The organism is Streptomyces sp. NPDC030991 (assembly GCF_055571235.1).
Genome location: NZ_JBVIFR010000008.1, coordinates 200,471 through 217,201 on the forward strand (window position 1 = coordinate 200,471; position 16,731 = coordinate 217,201).

General features: G+C 73.4%; 15 protein-coding genes. 7 read left to right on the forward strand and 8 right to left on the reverse strand.

All coding sequences use genetic code 11. The features are described from left to right. The first annotated feature begins 10 nt into the window (after positions 1-10). Positions 11-1,651, forward strand: coding sequence for a glycosyltransferase family 2 protein (locus ACZ45E_RS17595; protein WP_468221943.1), 1,641 nt, complete (start codon positions 11-13; stop codon positions 1,649-1,651). Here ACZ45E_RS17595 and ACZ45E_RS17600 read toward each other — a convergent pair. The 4 genes from ACZ45E_RS17600 to ACZ45E_RS17615 form a co-directional block, all read right to left on the reverse strand. Then, positions 1,645-3,078, reverse strand: coding sequence for a threonine/serine exporter family protein (locus tag ACZ45E_RS17600; protein WP_468221750.1), 1,434 nt, complete (start codon positions 3,076-3,078; stop codon positions 1,645-1,647). The two genes, ACZ45E_RS17595 and ACZ45E_RS17600, sit on opposite strands and share 7 nt — an antisense overlap. A gap of 152 nt (positions 3,079-3,230) precedes the next feature. After that, positions 3,231-3,512: a hypothetical protein gene (locus tag ACZ45E_RS17605; protein WP_468221752.1), complete on the reverse strand. Its 282-nt coding sequence runs from the start codon at positions 3,510-3,512 to the stop codon at positions 3,231-3,233. A gap of 148 nt (positions 3,513-3,660) precedes the next feature. Then, on the reverse strand, positions 3,661-4,365 hold the full coding sequence (locus ACZ45E_RS17610) for a LuxR C-terminal-related transcriptional regulator (protein ID WP_468221753.1): 705 nt from the start codon (positions 4,363-4,365) through the stop codon (positions 3,661-3,663). After that, on the reverse strand, positions 4,362-5,711 hold the full coding sequence (locus tag ACZ45E_RS17615; RefSeq protein ID WP_468221755.1) for a PspC domain-containing protein: 1,350 nt from the start codon (positions 5,709-5,711) through the stop codon (positions 4,362-4,364). The genes ACZ45E_RS17610 and ACZ45E_RS17615 overlap by 4 nt, the downstream gene beginning before the upstream one ends. Before the next feature lie 185 nt (positions 5,712-5,896). Between ACZ45E_RS17615 and ACZ45E_RS17620 the strand changes: the two genes are divergently transcribed. From ACZ45E_RS17620 to ACZ45E_RS17630, 3 genes are all read left to right on the forward strand, one after another. Next, on the forward strand, positions 5,897-7,198 hold the full coding sequence (locus ACZ45E_RS17620) for a PspC domain-containing protein (protein ID WP_468221756.1): 1,302 nt from the start codon (positions 5,897-5,899) through the stop codon (positions 7,196-7,198). Next, positions 7,188-7,391, forward strand: a complete 204-nt coding sequence (locus ACZ45E_RS17625) for a hypothetical protein (RefSeq protein WP_468221758.1) — start codon at positions 7,188-7,190, stop codon at positions 7,389-7,391. Before ACZ45E_RS17620 ends, ACZ45E_RS17625 begins: the two co-directional genes overlap by 11 nt. A 420-nt stretch (positions 7,392-7,811) precedes the next feature. Continuing rightward, a complete protein-coding gene (locus ACZ45E_RS17630; protein ID WP_468221759.1) occupies positions 7,812-9,800 on the forward strand; it encodes a glycosyltransferase in 1,989 nt (662 codons plus the stop codon). 60 nt (positions 9,801-9,860) lie between these two features. Here ACZ45E_RS17630 and ACZ45E_RS17635 read toward each other — a convergent pair whose 3' ends face one another. Together ACZ45E_RS17635 and ACZ45E_RS17640 are read right to left on the reverse strand one after the other, a co-directional pair. Next, entirely contained in the window at positions 9,861-10,394 is a 534-nt protein-coding gene (locus ACZ45E_RS17635; protein ID WP_468221761.1) for a DoxX family protein, read from the reverse strand. 97 nt (positions 10,395-10,491) lie between these two features. After that, the gene (locus ACZ45E_RS17640) at positions 10,492-11,763 is read right to left on the reverse strand and encodes a hypothetical protein (protein ID WP_468221762.1); all 1,272 of its coding nucleotides are present in this window, start codon (positions 11,761-11,763) and stop codon (positions 10,492-10,494) included. 176 nt (positions 11,764-11,939) lie between these two features. On the opposite strand from ACZ45E_RS17640, the gene ACZ45E_RS17645 reads away from it, so the two are divergent. Further along, the gene (locus ACZ45E_RS17645) at positions 11,940-12,803 is read left to right on the forward strand and encodes a DUF4429 domain-containing protein (protein ID WP_468221764.1); all 864 of its coding nucleotides are present in this window, start codon (positions 11,940-11,942) and stop codon (positions 12,801-12,803) included. 40 nt (positions 12,804-12,843) lie between these two features. On the opposite strand, the gene ACZ45E_RS17650 is transcribed toward ACZ45E_RS17645, so the two are convergent. Further along, complete coding sequence (locus ACZ45E_RS17650; protein ID WP_468221765.1) at positions 12,844-13,635, reverse strand: class II aldolase/adducin family protein; 792 nt, start codon at positions 13,633-13,635, stop codon at positions 12,844-12,846. Between the two features lie 138 nt (positions 13,636-13,773). Between ACZ45E_RS17650 and ACZ45E_RS17655 the strand changes: the two genes are divergently transcribed. Continuing rightward, positions 13,774-14,253, forward strand: a complete 480-nt coding sequence (locus tag ACZ45E_RS17655) for a pyridoxamine 5'-phosphate oxidase family protein (protein WP_468221767.1) — start codon at positions 13,774-13,776, stop codon at positions 14,251-14,253. A 77-nt stretch (positions 14,254-14,330) separates the two neighbouring features. Here the strand turns inward: ACZ45E_RS17655 and guaA are convergent, their stop codons facing one another. Further along, positions 14,331-15,908 (reverse strand): glutamine-hydrolyzing GMP synthase, encoded by a 1,578-nt coding sequence (guaA, locus tag ACZ45E_RS17660; RefSeq protein WP_468221769.1) that lies wholly within the window; start codon positions 15,906-15,908, stop codon positions 14,331-14,333. 380 nt (positions 15,909-16,288) lie between these two features. Between guaA and ACZ45E_RS17665 the strand changes: the two genes are divergently transcribed. Further along, positions 16,289-16,582 (forward strand): chorismate mutase, encoded by a 294-nt coding sequence (locus ACZ45E_RS17665; protein WP_468221770.1) that lies wholly within the window; start codon positions 16,289-16,291, stop codon positions 16,580-16,582. Positions 16,583-16,731 lie beyond the last annotated feature (149 nt).

Below are 16,731 nucleotides of genomic sequence, written 5' to 3' on the forward strand. Positions count from 1 at the left end.
CGTGAACACCCTGGACCCTTCGCCCCCCGTGGACTCTGTGGCCCCGACCGTCACGGTGGTCGTCATCGGTTACGACGACGCCGCCCACGTCGCCGACGCCGTGCACTCGGCGCTCGGCCAGGGACCGGCGGTGCGCGAGGTGATCGCGGTCGACGACTGCTCCACGGACGGCAGCGGCGCGCTCCTCGACCGGCTCGCCGCCCGCGAACCCCGGCTGAGCGTGGTCCACCGCGCGGCCAACAGCGGCGGCTGCGGCACCCCCCGCAATGACGGGATCGCCCGCGCCTCCTCCTCGTACGTCATGTTCCTCGACAGCGACGACGTGCTCCCGCCGGGCGCGGTCGACGCGCTGCTCGACGCGGCGGGCCGGCACCGCGCGCAGGTCACCGCCGGGCTGTGCGTACGCCGCGAACTCCCCTCCGGGCACGAGCTCCCCTGGCAGCCCGAGCTCTACGCGAAGGCGGCCGTGATCGCCCGTCCCGACCGGCGGCCACGCCTCGTCCACGACACCCTCTGCGTCAACAAGCTGTACCGCACGGACTTTCTGCGCGAGCACGCGATCCGCTTCCCCGACGGCCGGTTCGTCTACGAGGACTTCGTCTTCACGGCGCGCGTGCTCGCCGCCGCCCCGCGCATGGCGCTGATCCCCGACCGCGTCTACGTCTGGCACGTGCGCCGCACCGCCGAGAAGCTCTCCCTCTCCCTCGACCGCTCCGGCATCGCCAACTGGCAGGCCCGCCTCGACGCCCACCGCCAGTCCGTCGACATCCTCCTCGGCGCCTCCCGCAAACGGCTCGCCCGGGCCGCCCGCGCCTCCTTCCTCGACCACTCCCTGCGGATGTACGCGCGCGAACTCGATCTGCGCGGGCCCGGGTACCGCGCCGAGTGGTGGACCCGGACCCGCGGCTACCTGGAATCCTTCGACGCCGCCGACTTCGAGGCGGCGCCGGCGCCCGGCCGCGTCGTCGGCCGCCTCGTCCTCGCCTCCCCGGACCCCCGCGACCTGCCCCGCGTCAAGGAGCTCGCCGCCCGCCCGGCCCGGCTGCTCCCCCCGTACGCGCGGCTGCCGGACGGCACGCCCGTCTGGTCGCCCGACCTGCCCCAGGTCTCCCTCGAACACCTCATGCACCGCCCGGTGGGCCTGCTCCCGTTGGCCGTCGACGGCGAGCTGCGCCCCGGCGCCCGGCACACCCGGCTCAGGCTGCTGCTGCACGAGCTGTACGGGCGGGTGGCCGACGCGGGGCCGCGCACGGTCGACGTGGACCTGGTCGACCGGCGACGCGGCACGGTCCTCCAGCGCCGCACGGCGGCCTTCGAGGCACTGGCGCCCGAGGGCCCTGACGACGGCGCGGGCGAGGACGGGCAGTGGGTGGCGACGGTCCTGCTCGACCTGTCCGCGCTCGGCCGCCCCGGCACCTGTGACATCCGGCTCCGTCTGCACTTCGCCGACGGCACCCACCGCGACGCCACGGCGCATGCGGTCCGCGGACCGGGCCTGCTGCGCCGCGTCGCCGTGCCGAGCCGCCGCCACGGGGTGCTGCTCGCCCAGCCGTACGCCACCCACTCCGGCGCCCTCGCGCTGCGCACGGCGACGGGCCCGCGCGGGGTGGCCTCCGTGCTGCGGCGCAGGCTGGCCCGGCTGCTTCACTGATCCCCGAAGCCTCCGAGCTCCCCGGACCCCGCACCGCGACCCGCCCGGACCCTGCGCACCAGTTGACCCAGCTCCCCCGACAGCCCCACCCCCACCGCCAGGGCGAGCGTCACCGCCGCGACGTTGACCATCCCCCCGATGCCCACGGTGGTCCGGCCGGAGGCGAGCGCGCCAAGCGCCGTGTACAGCGCCCCGCCCGGCAGCAGCGGAGCGATCCCGGGCACGACGAGCGGCAGCGCCGACTCGCGGCGGCGCCGGGCCACCCAGTGCCCGGCGCCGCCGACCACCGCCGCCACCAGCGCCGTACCGAGCAGCGAGGAGAACCCCAGCAGCTCGAACTCGACCGACACCACGAACCCGGCGAGCCCCAGCGCGGCGGCGGGCAGCCAGTCCCGGCCCGGGGTGCGCGCCCGTGCCGCCACGGCCACGGCGAAGACGGCGGCGCCCACGCCCGGCGCCCCCAGATGCTCGGACCGCCGGACCGTGGGCACGATCGGCACGCCGAGGCCGAAGAGCCGCCCGGCGCCCAGCACCGCCACTACCCCCGTGACCACGGCGGCGAAGACGAGCAACGCGTCGAAGAGGCGCCCGACCGCGGTCAGGTAGTGCCCGGCGAGGGCGTCCTGCACGGCGCTCACGAACGTCACGGTGGGCAGCAGTCCGAGCACCCCCGCCACCACGACGGCCTGTACGGCGGAGGCGGGCCCGATCCGGCTGACGGCGAGGGCCAGCACCGCGGCGGGCATGGCGGCCACGGCGAACCGGTAGAAGGCCGGCACCCCGTGCCGGCCGAGCCACCCGCTCAGCTGCGAGCCGAACACCCCGGCCACGAACGAGCAGAGCGAGGTCAGTGGGCCACCGCCGAAGACGGGGCCGCCGCCGGCCGCGACCAGCCCGGTCTGCACCGGCACCCGCCACCGCGCCCAGCGCCGGCCGCCGACGGGCGCGGGTGCGTCGAGGATGCGCCCGGCCTCGGCCCGCGCCTCCTCCAGCGTCAGCCGGTGCCCGCTGATCCGGCCGACCAGGTCGTGCAGGTGGCCCAGGGCGCGGAAGTCGGTGGCGCGTTTACGGATGGCGCGGGTCGCGTGCAGCGGGATCAACTCGCCGGGCGCGTACGCGGACAGCGACACCGAGCCGAGCGTGACACCGGGCTCGCAGTAGCACAGCCCGTACGCCTCGGCGGTGACGAGCATCCCGGCGACGGCCTCCTCGGCGGAGGCCCCGTAGGACAGGAACGCCTCGCCGACCCGGATCGCCAGATCGACGACGCGCGCGCCGTAGGCCTGGATGTCGGAACGCCCGTCGTCGTGCAGCAGCTCCCCGGCGTAGCCGTAACTACTGATCGGCTCCAGCCCGCGCAGTCTCGGCAGGGCCTTCGTCAGCCAGGGGGCGGGGGGTGCGGCGGGGGTGTCGTTCCTCACGGACATACAGATGGAGCGTAACGGACATATAGCCCAAACGGGTCAGTTGTCGTCGCCCGAATTCTTCCGCCCCTCCAAGGGCACCCCCACACACCAAAGGGGGCCCGCTCCTGCTCGGCGGGTCCCCTTGGAGAGGTGCTGCGGCGTGCGCCGGTGACCTACTCGTCGTGGTCGCCCGCGCTGTAACCGTCGGCCCCGGTGATGCCGGCCGGACCGCCGAGGTTCTCGTAGCTGTAGGCGGCCTCCCAGCCGTGGTGGTGGTCGCCCTCGCGGTGGGCGCCCGCGCTGTGGGTGATCCCGGCCGGGCCGCCGAGGTTCTGGAAGTGGAAGGCGGTCTGCCCGCCGTGATCGAAGTCGTCGTGGGCGAGCGCGGTACCGCTGGCGCCCAGCACGGCAGCGGCGGCGAGAGCGGTGACGGCCAAGGCAGTACGAATACGCACGGGGGTCCCTTTCAGGTACACGGGCATGACGTTTGTGCAGGTCATGCCCTTTTTCCCGAGCGCACAGACCCCGTCCCGGCGCATTTCACCCGGACAGCCTCACCCCTGGCATCGAGCAGTCGGCGCCGCTGCCCCCGGGCCGAGAGGGTCAGACCAGGCGCCGCGCCGTCGCCCAGCGCGTCAGCTCGTGGCGGTTCGAGAGCTGGAGTTTGCGCAGCACCGCCGAGACGTGCGACTCGACCGTCTTCACCGAGATGAAGAGCTGCTTCGCGATCTCCTTGTACGCGTAGCCGCGCGCGATCAGGCGCAGGACCTCGCGCTCGCGCTGGGTGAGGCGGTCGAGGTCCTCGTCGACGGGGGGCGCGTCCGTGGAGGCGAACGCGTCCAGGACGAAGCCCGCCAGCCTCGGGGAGAAGACCGCGTCGCCGTCCTGGACCCGGAAGACCGAGTCGACCAGGTCCGTGCCGGTGATCGTCTTGGTGACATAACCGCGCGCGCCGCCGCGGATCACGCCGATGACGTCCTCCGCCGCGTCGGAGACGGAGAGGGCGAGGAACCGTACGGGGCTCTCGGCGTCCGCCATCAACGGGGCGCAGCGGCGCAGGACTTCGACGCCGCCGCCGCCGGGGAGGTGGACGTCGAGCAGGACGACCTCGGGGCGCGTCGCCGTGATGACGGTGACCGCCTGGTCGACGTCGGCCGCCTCGCCGACCACCTCGACGCCCGTCGTCTCGGTGCGGCCGATCTCCGCCTGGACGCCCGTACGGAACATGCGGTGGTCGTCGACGAGGACCACCCGCGCGTGCCGTCCGGGTCCGGTCTCCTCGGTGGGTCGCGTACCGGGTTCCGTCATGACGTCTTCTCCGCCCTCTTCATGGTCAGTTCGACCTCGGTGCCACCGTCCGGCACCGCCCGCAGCCGGGCCGTCCCGCCGTTGCGTTCCATCCGGCCGATGATCGATTCTCTTACGCCCATGCGGTCGAGGGGAATGGAGTCGAGGTCGAAGCCGGGCCCCCGGTCCCGTACGGAGACGAAGACCTCGCCGCCCGCTCCCGCCTCGACCTCCGCGAAGACCTGGACCGCCCCGCCCTCGCCACCGTACTTGGCGGCGTTCACCATGGCTTCCCTCGCGGCCTGCATCTGTGCGCGCAGCCCCTCGTCGAGCGGGCAGTCGCCGACGACCACGACCTCAAGTGGCACCCCGTGCTTGTCCTCGACCTCGGCGGCGTCCCGCTTGACCGCCTCGGCGACCGTCTCCGGCTCCTGCGGGTTCTCTGCGGCGGCCGGCTTGTACAGCCAGGCCCGCAGATCGCGCTCCTGGGCGCGGGCGAGCCGGCGCACCTCGGAGGCGCTGTCGGCGTTGCGCTGGATCAGCGTGAGCGTGTGCAGGACCGAGTCGTGGACGTGGGCCGCCACCTCCGCCCGCTCCTGGGCGCGAATGCGCATCAGCCGTTCCTCGGAGAGGTCCTGCGTCATCCGGATCAGGTACGGGCCCGCGAGCAGGGCGATGCCGACCAGCACGGCGAGCGCCGCCTGGAGGATCGAACCGAGGTGTTCGGTGGCGCCCTGGGTGACGAAGATGCCGGTGACGCCCGTGCCGACGAGCAGGACGCCGGCCGCGGCTCGGGCCAGGTTCAGGGTCCGCCTGCGGCGGCCGACCTCGGCCCAGCGGGCCCGGCGCGCGTTGTCCGCCTGGCGCCACACGAGGGCGACGCCCGCGCCGACGAGGACCGTGGGGACCAGGTACGCCTTGGTGTTGCCGGTGAGGTTCACGTTCTGGACGAAGACCATCGCGATGATCACCATCAGCACGAGGGCGAGGATCTGCCCCTTGTCGGGGCGGCGCGCGACCAGCCTGCGGCGCCCGTCTGAGGAGGTCTCCGTGGTGAGCACGGGCGGCCTGTCGGTACCGACACCGCCGACACCCAGCGGCACGAAGAACCAGAACGCCGCGTAGAGCAGGGCCCCGAGGCCGTCCCCCATGAACAGGCCCACGAAGACCAGCCGCACCCAGACGACCGGCAGCCCGAGATGCCCGGCGAGGCCGCGCGCGACCCCGCCGAGCCAGCGGCCGTCGCTGCTCCGGTAGAGCTTGCGCGGCGGCCGCGGGTCCCGGGGCTCCCCCGGTTCGCGGATGCCCCGGGCGTCCCGGGTGCCGCGGGTGTCTTCCGTGCGCGAGACGGACACTGCTTCCTGCATGCCTCCGATCGTCACACGGCGGAGCGGGCCGGGGCATCAGGGTCGACCCCGGACACTCCCCTGATCCCGGGCCGCCGGAAAAGCCGCGGACGGCCGCCGCGGAGGCGGTCCTCAGGGGCGATCTCAGGGTCCGGCCAGGGTTGTCCCGACTGCCGTCGGCGGCGCGGGCCGGTCACCATGGGCGTATGACGGAGTACGCCCCGCACGACGCGGAACCACCCGTGGCCACGGTCCCCGAACCGGAACCGCCCGCCCCGCCGCGACGCTTCCGCCGCGACCGCCGGTACAAGCAGCTGGGCGGGGTCTGCGCGGGGCTCGGACGGCACTGCGACATGGACCCGGTGATCTTCCGTATCGGCCTGGTCGTGCTCGCCGTGACCGGCGGCATCGGCCTCATCGCCTACGGTTTCGCGTGGCTGTTCGTGCCGTACGACGACGAGCGCGAGAACGAGTTCCACAAGCTCCTGACCGGCCGGGTCGACGGGCCGGGGCTCGCCGCGATCGTCACCGCGCTGGTCGGCTGCGGCGTCTTCCTGTCGATGCTGAACAACGGCGGGGTGCTCACCTTCGCCGTCGTCCTCTCCCTGCTGCTCGCGGGCGCGGGCTACTGGTCGCAGCAGCGCCGCACCGCCGACCCCGCGCCGGTCGCCGCGCAGGCCGCCGCCGACGCACCGCCCGAGGCGCAGGCGCCGCCGGTCGCCCCGGCCCCCTCGTGGTGGCGGGACCCGATCGTGAAGGACGGCACGTACGTCGGCGGCACCGGCTACTTCTGGGGCCCCGCGGACAGCGAGGAGCCCGCGCCGCAGCGGGCCGCCCGGCGCGGCTCCCCGGGCCGGCGCCCCGACCGGCCGCGCGGCCCCCGGGGCATCGGCGCCCTCACGTTCCTGGTGGCCCTCGTCGCCGGGACCGTCGGCACCGGCGCGTCCTGGGAGTCCCGCCCGTTCGGCGACAGCCTCCAGACCGGGCTGGCCTGTGCGCTCGGCGTGTTCGGTCTCGGCATCGCGGTCAGCGCGTTCCGGGGCAGGACCGGCGCGGGCTCGATCGTCCTCGCGGTGATCACGGCGGGGCTGCTCGGCGCGGCGGCCGCGCTCCCCGCGAACATCGACACCGACTGGGCACGGACGAACTGGAACCCGGCGAGCGCGGCGGAGCTGCGGCCGCAGTACGAACTGGGCTCGGGCGTCGGCACGTTGGACCTGTCGAAGGTGGACGCCGCCGAGGGCAGCACGCTCACCACGCACCTGGAGGTCGGGGCGGGGCAGGCGAAGATCGTGCTGCCCGCGAACGACACGGTGGAGCTGCACGTCGAGGTGGGCGTCGGGGACGTCCAGCTGCCCGGCGACGAGTCGAACGACGTCGATGTACGACCGGGCGTCGAGAAGACACTCACGCTCGAACCGCCCGCCGGCACGAAGTCCCCCGGCGGTGTCCTGGAACTCCACGTCGAGGTCGGCGTCGGACAGGCGGAGGTGTCCCGTGCGGCATGACTTCTCTCCCGGCCGGCTGATCGCCGGACTGACACTGCTCGCGACGGCGATCGTGTACTTCGGCGATGCCGGGGACGCGTGGGACACCCCGTGGTTCGTGGTGATCCCGGTGGTGTGCGGGGGCCTGGGCCTGGCGGGCGCCGTGGGCACGGTGACGCGGGTGGTACGCCTGAAGCGGCGACGCCCCTGCTGAGCGACGCCGGACCATCAGCTGGACGGTACGGCTGCCGCCCTTGGCCTTCGACGAAGGAGGACGGGGAATCGACCGGCGCGAGGTCGCACCGGCCGGCGGGGTGGCGCCCCCGCCCTGCCTGAGTGCGGCTCACCTGCCGTTGGGGGCCAACCCGTTGCCCCCTGCGCGGCCGCGGCGGGAAGGGCGGCAGACGCAACCCGCGCCTGTTCGGGGCGCGTTCGTCAAGGGTCTGCAAAGTGCGGGGTACAACCCTCGGGCACTTTCGGGCATCTAACCCCCCGTACTCCGTCAATCTCCACGATTACGTGACCTCGAAGCAGCCGCGCCCCGGGAGCCCAGCAGGGCTGGAAACCTGCCCCCGGCGGCGCCGTCGCCCGGGGGCAGCGAGTACGTCCACTGCCGCCGAGCCCGAGGAACGCGATGCCCCAGCCCCGAGTCAGTGTGATCGTCCCCGCGTACAACGCCCTGCCCGAGCTGACCGACTGCATCGCCTCGGCGATGGAGCAGACCATCGGCCTGGACCAGCTGGAGATCATCGCGGTGGACGACGGCTCGACCGACGGCACCGGCAAGGAGCTCGACCGGCTCGCCGAGACCTGCCCCGCGCTGCACGTCATCCACCAGGAGAACTCGGGCACCGCGGCCGTCCCGCGCAACGTCGCCCTGGACGTCGCCCGCGGTGACTACGTCTTCTTCCTCGATTCCGACGACTACCTCGGCCCCGACGCGCTGCGCCGCATGGTGGCCATGGCCGACGAGAACCGCACCGACATCGTGCTGGGCAAGATGGTCTCCGTCGGCGGCCGGGCCGTACCCACCGCGGTCTTCCGAAGCAACCAGCCGCGTACGGACATCTTCTCCTCCGCCGCCTACCGGACCCTCGGCTGCTGGAAGCTCTTCCGCCGCTCGCTCATCGAACGCCTGGACCTGCGCTTCCCGCCGTTCCGCAACACCGAGGACAAACCCTTCACCGCCGCCGCGTACCTCAACGCGGACGGGATCTCCGTCGTCGCGGACTACGACTGCTACTACCACCGCAACCGCGAGAACGGGAACAACCTCACCCTCACCGCGCAGAACCTGAGCCACCGGATGCGGGGCACCCGGCTCTGCTTCGAGACGGTGGCCCGCCACCTGGAGCCGGGGCCGCGGCGCGACCAGATCATGCGCCGGCACGTCGAGTGGGAGCTGTGCGGCCCGTTGTGGTGGCTGCTGCTCCGCGAGAGCGAGCAGGACATCCGCGAGCACATCTACCCGGAGGTCCGCACCTGGGTGCGGAACTGGGTCACCGACCCGATCATCGAGCGGCTCGAACCGCGCGACCGGGTCCTCCTGCACCTGCTGCGGGCAGACCGGTTCGATGAGGTGCTGACGGTCATCCGCGACGCCAAGAAGGACGCCGGACGCGGTCACGTCATCGACGCGGGGCGGGTCTACTGGGACCACCCGCTCTTCCGCGACACGGCGGTGGGGGTGCCGGACAGCGCGTTCGACGTCACCGGCCGGCTGCCGGTGCACCAGCGGATCGAGTCGGCGGCCTGGCAGGAGGGCGGGGTACTGCGGCTGACCGGCCACGCCCACATCGAGAACGTGGCCGCCCAGGACGCCGCCACCGAGCTGGTGCTGCGCTGCTACGACGCGGACCACCCGGAGGTCCGCGTCCCCGCCCGGGTGCACGCCGTCGCCGAACTCCCGGACGACGAGGGCCACACCGACGCGGGTTTCCTCGCGGAGATCGCCCTGCTCACGGCAGCGGCCGGCGCCCCGCTGGGCCGCGGCCGGTGGGACCTCTTCGTCGAGGTACGGGCGCAGGGGGTCAGTCGCACGGTCCGGCTGCGGAGCCCCGGCGCCGAGCGGACACCACCACCGCTGGAGATCACCGCGGCGGGCCGGCCCACGACCATCACCCCGTACGCCACGAAGGAGGGCGGTCTCTCCCTCAACGTGGGCCGGGAGATGCCGCGCGACGACAGCCGCTACCGGGTGACCGAGCTGTCGTGGCACAGATCGCGCAAAGCCACGCTGGTGGTGGGCGGCACGCTGACCGGCGAGGCCGCGCGGGACGCCGGGGCGCTGCGCCTACGCGTGGAGCACGGCAGCGGCGACCACCGTGAGGCGCCGGTGTCGCTCGGCGGGAGCGACGGAAGGTTCACGGCGGAGCTCCCGTTCAGGGGCCTGCGCCCGGGCCGCTGGACGATGACCCTGAACGCGCCCGGCTCCGCGCCCGTCGCCGTCCCCTACCTGGTGGGCCTGGGCCGCGCCCACTGGTTCCATCTCGCCCGCCCGCGCGCCGCCCGCCCGTTGAAGGCGGCGTCGGAGACCACGCTGGTGGTGCAGGTCCGCCCCGTGGACGTGCGGGGGGCGGTGCGGCAGAAGCTTCGGGGGGTTGTGCGCAGGGCGCGTGGATAGCGGGCCACGGGGGCGGGCCTGAGCGCTCCGGCCGGGCCGCCCGGCCGCGTCGGGGTCCGGTCACCAGCCTCGCGCCGTGCCCCGCCGTCGGCCCCGCAGCAGGGTGTCCACGGACAAGTAGGGCGCTCCGGCCAGCACCAGCGGCAGCCATGCCATCAGGTACGCCAGGTCGTTGCCGAGGTAGTACGGCTCGGCCGCCCAGCTGATGGTGAGCCACAGGCTCAGCGAGATCAGCGCCCCGCCGAGCGCGGCGATCCGCGCCAGCAGGCCGAGCAGCGTGCCGATGCCCACCGCCAGCTCGCCGAAGGCGATCGCGTAGCCGAAGCCCGTCGGGGACTTCAGCGCCAGGTCGACGAGTTGCGGGATCGCGGAGGTGTCACGGACGGCGCGCATCTGGTCCCCGATGGACCCGGCGCCGCTCGCGTGGAAGAACGCGCCGTCGGTGAGCTTGTCGAGGGCCGCGTAGAGGAAGGTGACGCCGAGGAAGACGCGGAGCGGCAGCAGGGCGTACCGCTGGGCGGTGTCGCGCCGGCCGCCACCGCCGCCTCCCCTGGCGTAGCCGCCGTGCAGGTCCGCCCGCATACCGTGCGTCATGACTGAACCGCCGCCTCTCACACCCGCACCCTTACTCGATCAGTTGACCACCCGACCATACGTACGACACGACGTCCGGGCTCACCCCGGACACGGATCAATCGACGACGTCGATGGCGCAGCGGTTCGTCTCGACCCCCGTCGCCGTGATCACCTGCACCTCGACCCGGCCCGGCTCGACATCCACCGGCACCGTCACCGTGAGCAGCGCGTCCGCCGGGTTGGTGAAGCCGCCGGCGACGGGCACGAGCGGCACATGGACGTGGACCGTGCCGATCCGGACGGCGACCCGGGCGAGCTGGTCGGCCGTGCCCGCGCCGGGCGGCACGAACCCGGCGCCGCGGATCTCGATGTCGTCGCCGGTGCGGATCGGCGCGTCCAGATCACCGGCCTCACGGGCGCGCACGACGGAGAGGACGACGGGGCGCCCGCCCTCCGCGTACTTGCCGCAGATGTACGTCCCCGCGGACACCCCCACCAGGACGGCGAGCCCCCACGGCAGGTCCGGCAGCTGGTCGGGGCGGCGGGCGAGGCGGGCGGCGGCCCAGACGAGGGCGGCGGCGCACACGGCGACGTACTGCGTGTCGGTGAAGCTGCCGCGCCCGGAGTCGTCGGTGAGCAGGTCGGCGGCGCGCGGCCGGGCGGCCGTCACCTTCTGCAGGCGCTGGGCGAGCACCCGAAGGCCGACGACGCGGCGCACCAGGACCGCGACCGCGCAGACCACGGCCAGCACGGTCAACAAGCCTGCTCCGCGCGCCAGTTCGAGTCCGTCGATGAGGGTCTCGCGGGCGGCGGGGCCGGACGCGGAGGCGAGTTCACCGGCGAGCACGAGCACCGCGTAGACCGCGAACAGTACGGTGCAGCCGGCCACCGCGCGGGACGTCGAGAGCCGGTTGTCCTCGCCGATTAGGGGCGCGAGGACACCGCCGCGCGTCCGGTGCGTGGACGCGGCGCCGGTGAGCAGCCCGGCCAGCACCACGGCGGCGACGAGTCCGGCCGTGCGCGCGTCGCTCCAGCCCGCGCCGATCGCGGTGAGCGCCTGCACGAGGAGCAGCGCGAGGACACCGCCCCACACCACGCAGAGGGTGCGCGGCCACAGGCCGGTGAGCCAGGCCGTGCCCTCCTCCCGGCCGCGGGCGGCCACCGCCTGCGCGGACTGGGTGAGTTCGTCGGAGATCCACTGCCGGGAGGCACCGGCCGAGTGCGCGACCGCCGGCGGCAGACCGCTCCCGGCCGCCAGCTCGTCCCGCTTGGCGAGGAAGGCGGCCACCGCCCTCCGATGCCCCTCGCGCGCGCCGTGCGGGCAGTCGCCGCACGTGCACCCGCCCCCGTGCGTGCCCTGACCTTGCCGCGCTTCTTGCATCGCCACCGCGACGCCCCCACCCTCAGCCTCTGCGTGACCCGTCAACTGGACGTCAACTTCGTTGTGATGGGAGGGAATTGTGCCGTACGCGACGCACGCTCCGGCGCACGGGTCCGCCTCCGTGCGGTGAACGCTATGCGTACGGGTGACCGGTGTGTTGACGTCACTGCGAGAATTTCCGTATGGCCGAGATCATCCAGCGTGACGGAACCTGGGCCTTCGACGGCACGACCGTCCGCATCACCCCAGGTCTGCACCGCGGCGTGGCCCTGCTGCGGCAGACGTACGGCGAGATCAGCGTGCCGCTCACGGCCGTGTCCGGGGTCGCCTACGAACCCGAGCGCAGGCGCGGCCGGCTCCGCCTGACCCTGCGCGAGGCGGCCGACCCGCTGTTACAGGCCACCGGGGGCCGCCTCCCGGACGCCGCCGACCCCTACCGGCTCGCGGTCGACATGGACGGTTCCGGAGTCGCGGAGTACGTCGCCGAGGAGATCCGCCGGGCGCTGCTCCTCGAACAGCTCCCGGACGGGCCCGCCGACACGTACCTCGTGCCGGGGCCCGCGGTGCCGGTCTCCGTGCGCTCCAGCGACGGCACGGTCTCCTTCGACGGGAGCCGGGTGCGGATCGACTGGAGCGACACCTCGGACCGGGTGAAGCGGGCGACGGGCCCGCGCGTCATCGCGCTCGGCGACCTCGACGGCGTCGACTGGGTGCCCAACTCCGGTTACGAGGACGGGGTGCTCAGGTTCGTCCTGAAGGACTCGGCCCACGCGAAGCTGCCGCCCGAGAAGGACCCGTACGCCCTCGACCTGTGGGGCAACGCCCGCAAGGATCTGCTGACCGCGCTCGTGGCGGCGGCCGTCACCGCCCGGCTGCCCCACCCCTCCACGCCCCGCGACGCGGCCCTGCCGGCCGCCGCGCACCACACGGACCACGACACGCTCCTGCGCCGTCTGCGGGAGCTGGGTGACCTGCACCGCCAGGGCGTGCTCACGGACGACGAGTTCACGATGGCCAAGCGGGTCGTGCTGCGCGGTTTCCGGTAGCGGGAGCGGGGCGGACGGGCGGGCGGGCGGGCGGGCGGCGTCAGCCCAGCAGCTCCGGTTCGCTGCGCGTGATGTCCTGCCACAGGGACTGGTAGTTGATCCACGCGACGAGGTCGCCGCCCGACCGGTCGCGGGTCGCGACGGCCTGGCGGCGGTCGACGAGTACGGGCCGCCCGGCCGCCCGCGCCACGAGCTGCACCTGGCAGCAGCGCTCCAGGGCGATGAACCACCAGGCCGCCGCGTCCACCGAGTCCCCGACGGTGAGCAGCCCGTGGTTGCGCAGGACCAGCGCCTTGTAGCCCCCGAGCGCGGCGGCGATCCGCTTGCCCTCGCCCGCGTCGACGGAGACCCCCGTGTACTCGTCGAGCAGCGCGTGGTCCTCGTAGAAGGCGCAGGCCTCCTGGGTGATCGGCTCGACCAGCTCGCCGAGCGCGGACAGGGCGCGCCCGTACGTGGAGTGGCAGTGGGCCACGGCGACCAGCTCGGGCCGGGCCCTGTGCACCTCGGCGTGGACGGTGAACGCGGCCTGGTTGACGTGGTGGCGGCCCTGGACGACCTGCCCGTCGCCGTTGGCCAGCACCAGATCGCCGACGGTGAGGTGGCGGAAGGGCAGCCCGAACGGGTTCACCCAGTAGCAGTCCTCGAACTCCGGGTCCCGGACCGTGATGTGCCCCGACACCCCGTCCTCGTAGCCGAACCGCCCGAAGATCCGGAGCGCTCCCGCGAGCCGCTCCTTGCGGTACCGGCGCTCGTCGGCCGCGTTGTCGTGCACCGGCGGCATGGCGAAGTGCAGCTGGTCGGGAGGGATCGGGGCGGGGTTCTGCGTCGACATGGAGCGGAAGGTACCTCCGCGGCCTCCAGGGCGACAGGCCCCCGCTGTGAAGAGAATGCGGCGGAAGGCTCGTGCGGGCGGCGAAAGAGCCCGGCATACCCGACAGAAGGTGTCGGGTATCGGCGCCAGACTCGGTCCATGACAGCGAACTGGGCCTCTTTCGCCACCGCCGAACCGGAGCTCGCCAGGACGGTCGAGGCCCGCTTCGCCCAGCACACCCACCACGTCCTGGCGACGCTGCGCACGGACGGCTCGCCGCGCACCTCCGGGCTCGAAGTCCGTTTCCTGGACGGCGAGTTGTGGCTCGGCATGATGCCGGGCTCCGTGAAGGCCCGCGACCTGCTGCGCGACCCGCGCTTCGCGCTCCAGGCCAACCCGGGCGAGGGCACGACGATGGGCGGCGGCGATGTGCGCGTCAGCGGCCGGGCGTTCCTCGTCGAGGACCCGGCGACCGTCGCCCGCTACACCGGCCGGGTCCGGGTCCCGGACCCGGACGACTTCCATCTGTTCCGCACGGAGCCCGCCGAGGTCACCAGGACGTACATCGAGGACGAAACGTATCTGGTGGCGCGGGTGTGGAAGCCGGGCGCGGCCGCCCGCACGCTCAGGCGGACGTGACCCGTGCCGCTACGCGGACGAGGGCGCCGCCCACCTCCACGGTGACCGGCGCCCTCGTCCACGTACGGCAGTGGGGACTACTCCCACTCGATGGTGCCCGGGGGCTTGCTCGTCACGTCGAGGACGACACGGTTGACGTCCTTGACCTCGTTGGTGATCCGCGTCGAGATCTTGGCGAGCACCTCGTACGGCATCCGCGTCCAGTCCGCCGTCATGGCGTCCTCGGACGAGACCGGGCGCAGCACGATCGGGTGGCCGTAGGTGCGGCCGTCGCCCTGGACGCCGACCGAGCGGACGTCGGCGAGGAGCACGACCGGGCACTGCCAGATCTCGCGGTCCAGGCCGGCCGCGGTGAGCTCCTCGCGGGCGATCGCGTCGGCCTCGCGGAGCAGGTCCAGGCGCTCCTTGGTGACGTCGCCGACGATCCGGATACCGAGGCCTGGGCCGGGGAACGGCTGGCGCTGGACGATCTCGTCGGGCAGGCCCAGCTCGGCGCCGACCGCGCGGACCTCGTCCTTGAACAGCTGGCGCAGCGGCTCGACGAGCTCGAACTCGATGTCGTCGGGGAGCCCGCCCACATTGTGGTGGGACTTGATGTTGGCGGTGCCGGTGCCGCCGCCGGACTCGACGACGTCCGGGTAGAGGGTGCCCTGCACGAGGAAGGCGACCTCGGGGCCGTCCTCCTGGAGGATCTCCAGCTGCGCCTGCTCGAAGACGCGGATGAACTCGCGCCCGATGATCTTCCGCTTCTGCTCGGGGTCGGAGACCCCGGCCAGCGCCTTCAGGAACCGCTCGCTGGCGTCGACGACCTTGAGGTTCGCGCCGGTCGCGGCCACGAAGTCCTTCTCGACCTGCTCGGTCTCGCCCTTGCGCATCAGGCCGTGGTCGACGTACACGCAGGTCAGCTGGGAGCCGACGGCCTTCTGGACCAGCGCGGCCGCGACCGCGGAGTCCACGCCGCCGGACAGGCCGCAGATGGCGCGCTTGTCGCCGACCTGCTCGCGGATCGCGGCGACCTGCTCCTCGATCACGTTGCCCGTCGTCCAGGTGGGCCGCAGACCCGCGCCCCGGTACAGGAAGTGCTCCAGGACCTGCTGGCCGTGCGTGGAGTGCATCACCTCGGGGTGGTACTGGACCCCGTACAGCTTCTTCTCGTCGTTCTCGAAGGCGGCGACCGGGACGACCTCGGTGGAGGCGGTCACGGTGAAGCCCTCGGGCGCGGCCGAGCAGGCGTCGCCGTGCGACATCCACACCGGCTGCTCGACGGGGGTGCCCTCGAAGAGCGTCGAGTCGGCCTTGGAGACGGCGAGCGGGGTACGGCCGTACTCGCGGGCGCCGGTGTTGTCGACGGTGCCGCCGAGGGTCGTCGCCATCAGCTGGAAGCCGTAGCACATGCCGAAGACGGGGACGCCGGCCTCGAAGAGCGCGCGGTCCAGGCGCGGGGCGCCCTCCGCGTAGACCGACGAGGGGCCGCCGGAGAGGACGATCGCCGCCGGGTTCTTGGCGAGCATCTCCGCGACGGGCATGGTGCTCGGCACGATCTCGCTGTAGACCCGGGCCTCACGGACACGGCGGGCGATGAGCTGGGCGTACTGCGCACCGAAGTCGACGACCAGGACGGTGTCGGGGGCGGCGGCAGCGGAAGCTGATGACACGGGTTGCCTTCCGGCTGCGGCTGAGCGGGGGGTACCGGTGATTCTACCGGTTCGGCCGGGCTGGTCCGCTGGCCACGGGGCTCCGCCCCGGACCCCGCTCCTCAGACGCCGGAGGGGCTGGAAAGCCGGACCCCGCAGGGGCGGAAGGCCGGAAGCCCGGAGGGCTGGGAAGCGCGGCGCGCTACACTCGGCCGCATGTTCTCGCAGACGACCTTCGTCTTTACCTATGGCAGCCGGCCCGCCGGATGCCATGGTCGTGCTGCTTGAGCCACTGACAAGCGACTTCCCAGGCGCCCCGGGCCGACAAGGCCCGGGGCGTCTGCCGTTTCCGGACCTGCCGGCCGGGGCTCCGCCCGACACAGAGACCGGAGCCCGATCCCATGACCACCGCCAATGCCGCGCACGCCGCCGATGTCACCGATGTCACCGACGCCGCTGTCGTGATCGCCGACGCCCGCGAGCGCATCGACTCCCTCGACGACCGCATCATCGGTCTCGTCCAGGAACGCATGGCCGTCTCCGCCGTCGTCCAGGAGACCCGGCTCGCCTCCGGCGGGCGGCGGGTGAGCCTGTCGCGCGAGATGGAGGTGCTGAGCCACTACAGGGACGCGCTCGGCAAGCCCGGCACCTCGCTCGCGATGACACTGCTCGAACTGTGCCGGGGCCGGGTCTGAGCGACCCTCCGCGCGCCCCGGATCCCAGTTCGGTTCCGCACTCACCCGTACGGCGCGTGACCCGGACGCGGCGGGCTTCGTTGGTCCCGGTGGCCGTGTCAGCCAGGGGCGGACCGATCGAACCACGCGTGGCTCCGCTGGAGCGATGA